The 2,873-nt window shown below is 45.5% G+C and carries 5 protein-coding genes and 1 pseudogene; 3 read left to right on the top strand and 3 right to left on the bottom strand.

The features are described from left to right. Positions 1-136, top strand: a pseudogene (locus tag IM477_RS05925) (RNA-guided endonuclease TnpB family protein); the annotation flags it as partial. Between the two features lie 162 nt (positions 137-298). Then, the gene (locus IM477_RS05920; RefSeq protein WP_287730901.1) at positions 299-700 is read left to right on the top strand and encodes an ATP-binding protein; all 402 of its coding nucleotides are present in this window, start codon (positions 299-301) and stop codon (positions 698-700) included. On the opposite strand, the gene IM477_RS05915 is transcribed toward IM477_RS05920, so the two are convergent. Next, positions 697-978 (bottom strand): DUF6439 family protein, encoded by a 282-nt coding sequence (locus tag IM477_RS05915; protein WP_012266421.1) that lies wholly within the window; start codon positions 976-978, stop codon positions 697-699. The two genes, IM477_RS05920 and IM477_RS05915, sit on opposite strands and share 4 nt — an antisense overlap. A 72-nt stretch (positions 979-1,050) precedes the next feature. Between IM477_RS05915 and IM477_RS05910 the strand changes: the two genes are divergently transcribed. Beyond that, on the top strand, positions 1,051-1,452 hold the full coding sequence (locus IM477_RS05910) for a sll0565 family protein (protein WP_287730900.1): 402 nt from the start codon (positions 1,051-1,053) through the stop codon (positions 1,450-1,452). Between the two features lie 40 nt (positions 1,453-1,492). Here the strand turns inward: IM477_RS05910 and IM477_RS05905 are convergent, their stop codons facing one another. Next, positions 1,493-2,113: a prepilin-type N-terminal cleavage/methylation domain-containing protein gene (locus IM477_RS05905; protein ID WP_287730899.1), complete on the bottom strand. Its 621-nt coding sequence runs from the start codon at positions 2,111-2,113 to the stop codon at positions 1,493-1,495. Further along, the gene (locus IM477_RS05900; protein ID WP_287730898.1) at positions 2,091-2,603 is read right to left on the bottom strand and encodes a type 4 pilin; all 513 of its coding nucleotides are present in this window, start codon (positions 2,601-2,603) and stop codon (positions 2,091-2,093) included. Before IM477_RS05900 ends, IM477_RS05905 begins: the two co-directional genes overlap by 23 nt. Positions 2,604-2,873 lie beyond the last annotated feature (270 nt).

Here is a 2,873-nt window from a genome sequence, read left to right as displayed (position 1 = left end):
TAACGCAAGTAAAAATATTTTGGCCGCAGGGCTTGCGGTGTCAGTCCGGGTCGCGACCATAAGACCAGAACAGAGTAAATCTGTTAAGGCAGGTGCGAAAAATCCTTCGGGAAAGAAGCAGAAACCTAAATCGTGAGGTTTGGGAATCGCCGTCCGTTTTACGGCGGCGAGGATGTCAACTAGATCGACGGTTAAGAGACCTTAATCTTTCTGTAAGAGAACAGTCATTGAATAAAAGCTAGAGGTAAAGTGCGTGATTGCTATTTCACTGCCAACAAGCAAACGAAGCTGGAACACCATGAGTTTCGCTTCCACCTTGTATCTTTGTCCGATTTTAGATTTATTGACCGCTAGTATTCCCGAAGAATTAGAACCAGAAATTAGATTAGGATTGCAAGAAGCTTTAGTTAATGCCGCTAAACACGGCAATCATCTCGATCCCAGCAAAACCGTGGTCGTTCACTTTTCCAGCAGTAAAGACGAGTATTCTTGGGTAATTACCGACGAAGGTTGTGGATTTACACCAGGTTGTCACCATCATGGCTGTAGTTGCGATTGTCCCAATTTTCCCCCCGAAGAAGCGGAAAATGGCCGAGGACTGTGTATGTTATATCAAATCTTCGACCAAGTTCGCTGGAATCCACAAGGAACCCAACTGAAACTTTGTAAACAAATTAAACAGGAACGCTGGTTCACCTAAGGACCATGACCGTGAGAAGGACAGGGAGGAGCAGAAATCGAGCGATCGAGCCAGCCTGTAGCCTGTTGTAGCCGAGGAAGTGCTTCTTCTGGCTGATTATCTAATAAAAACACCAAAGCCGTCCCTAATTGTTCGGCGGCCCGAGCATTACGATTGGCTTTCAGACGATGCCAGTCAATCGGTGCGATCGCCAAACGTTCCGCCAAAATCCGCGCCAATTCCAGGGTAGATAGATCATCAACAGTCTGAGATGAGGAAGAGACAGGGGATGGAATCATAATCAAAAGGTTTCGTAAAACCGTAAAATCGTCTATAACTATAGTTTAGACGCAGGAAATCGGATCGAGTCCATGTCCTTAGAAGAAAACCCATACCCTAACGATGAATCGGCAGAATTTACCCAAGCGATTGAAGAAGTCGAAGCGGCGATCGCATCACTAAGAGACCGTTATCGACAGATCAACGAAGCAGAACAGCAAAAAAAAGACCTAGAGGCACAATTTAGCCAAATAGAACCCCAATGGCGGGAAAATCCCCTACCTGAACTAGAAAAGGAATTGTTACAAATTCGCGAACAGATTCAAGAATTAGAGGTAATTTTAGAAAGCAATTTACTCAAAGAAGGGGAATTAAAGCGCCTATTCTGGGAAGGAATCCGTCGCGGACTGCTGGGGGAAGTTTTTTGGCAAATTGTCCGCTTTGGTGGTATCGGAGTCTTACTGGGTTGGATTCTGCGATCCTGCAGCGGGTGATTAACTGCACAGGAGTGGGGTGTGGGGTGTGGGGTACTGATTAGGGTTGGGTTCCATCGAGACGGATTATACACTTAGCGGCATCGAGCGGATCTCGAGGATTGCCGTTATAAGTGCCTTGTTTAACCATTCCTAACAGAGAAGCGATAACTATACACTTCGTTTCTTGGTTGGGATAGGGCGCGGCGGTGGCATTGGCGGCGGGATATAATACGATTATCGCTTGGCTTGCCCGCGGAGTAAAGGTTAGCCCCGGCACATGACCCCGAAAGGAAAACTGCACCCCCGGACTGATGCCCAGGGTGGGAAAATTATTCACCACCATAAATACTCCCTGCGGCAGATTTAAGGAACCCCCATTAGCATTAGCCGCCACTAAACAACCAGGCTCACTGGCAGTTATTTGCGAGTAAACCGTGGGACCAGTGCCAATCCCGTTAGTAAAATTAATCGTGCAAATTCTCCCTCGACGGATAGCTTGTCTTTGGGCATCCCTTAGGGCTGATTGTATAGAATCGGTGGCTTCTTGGACTTTATTGCTATTCAACCAAGCTAATAAATTAGGTAGGGTTAAGGCGGCAAGAATTCCCGTAATTGCCAAAGCTACCAAAATTTCTAACAGGGTAAAACCCTGATTTTTATGGACATTTAAACGACGCATCGGGAATCACCTCGACATAACTTTTAGCAATAACATTTTCTTGGTTGGGGTAATCGTTAGCAGTTTTAGCATCAGCTAATCTCACTTCATACTCTATACGGAGACGATGAGGATTATCCTCTTGGTTAGCAATATTAAAAGTCCGAACGAGAGAATAGTTTTTGGCGACAATTGTTCTGGTCGCTACTAATTGTTCCGTCGGTATAGGGGTGGGGAGGGGAGTAGCCGTTAGTTGTCTTCTTAAAGCTGTGGCATAACCCTGATTGATATTTGTACACACATCCGCACTAACATTAGGGTTGGCAGGCGTGGATTGGACATCTAACGTCGAAGCTAAAGCTTTGACATTCTCGAAGTCTTCTTGAATCCAAAAGTAGGCTTTAGCTTGTCTTTCTGCTCGAACTTTATATAAGGCATTCACTGCCATTAACTGTAAGGTTCCTGTTAAGAAAGCGGTAATAGTTAAAATGGCAATTATTACTTCTAACATCGAGAAACCTGACTCGGACGACGGCAGTTTTAACGATATTCCCTTTCCTCTTGATTTCACTTTTCAACCCTCCCCCAGTTTTTCCTGAACACTACTGGCTTTTTTTAGCTCTCAACTACAGAGTACCCAGTTGACATCCTCACCGCCGTAAAACGGACGGTGATTCCCAAACCTCACGATTTAGGTTTCTGCTTCTTTCCCTTGCGGGGTTCCGCACCTGCCTTAACAGATTTACTCTGTTCTGGTCTTATGGTCGCTCTACAGACTGAC

The organism is Microcystis sp. M090S1 (assembly GCF_020246295.1).
GTDB classification, from domain to species: Bacteria; Cyanobacteriota; Cyanobacteriia; order Cyanobacteriales; family Microcystaceae; genus Microcystis; species Microcystis aeruginosa.
The sequence above is the reverse complement of the archived record's forward strand: the minus strand, read 5'-3'. Positions and strand labels throughout refer to the sequence as shown.

What these genes read in the sequence shown, in the direction of transcription:
- IM477_RS05920 (WP_287730901.1), top strand. Translation starts at nt 299, where the DNA reads ATGAGTTTCGCTTCCACCTTGTATCTTTGTCCGATTTTAGATTTATTG.
- IM477_RS05915 (WP_012266421.1), bottom strand. Translation starts at nt 978, where the DNA reads ATGATTCCATCCCCTGTCTCTTCCTCATCTCAGACTGTTGATGATCTA.
- IM477_RS05910 (WP_287730900.1), top strand. Translation starts at nt 1,051, where the DNA reads ATGTCCTTAGAAGAAAACCCATACCCTAACGATGAATCGGCAGAATTT.
- IM477_RS05905 (WP_287730899.1), bottom strand. Translation starts at nt 2,113, where the DNA reads ATGCGTCGTTTAAATGTCCATAAAAATCAGGGTTTTACCCTGTTAGAA.
- IM477_RS05900 (WP_287730898.1), bottom strand. Translation starts at nt 2,603, where the DNA reads ATGTTAGAAGTAATAATTGCCATTTTAACTATTACCGCTTTCTTAACA.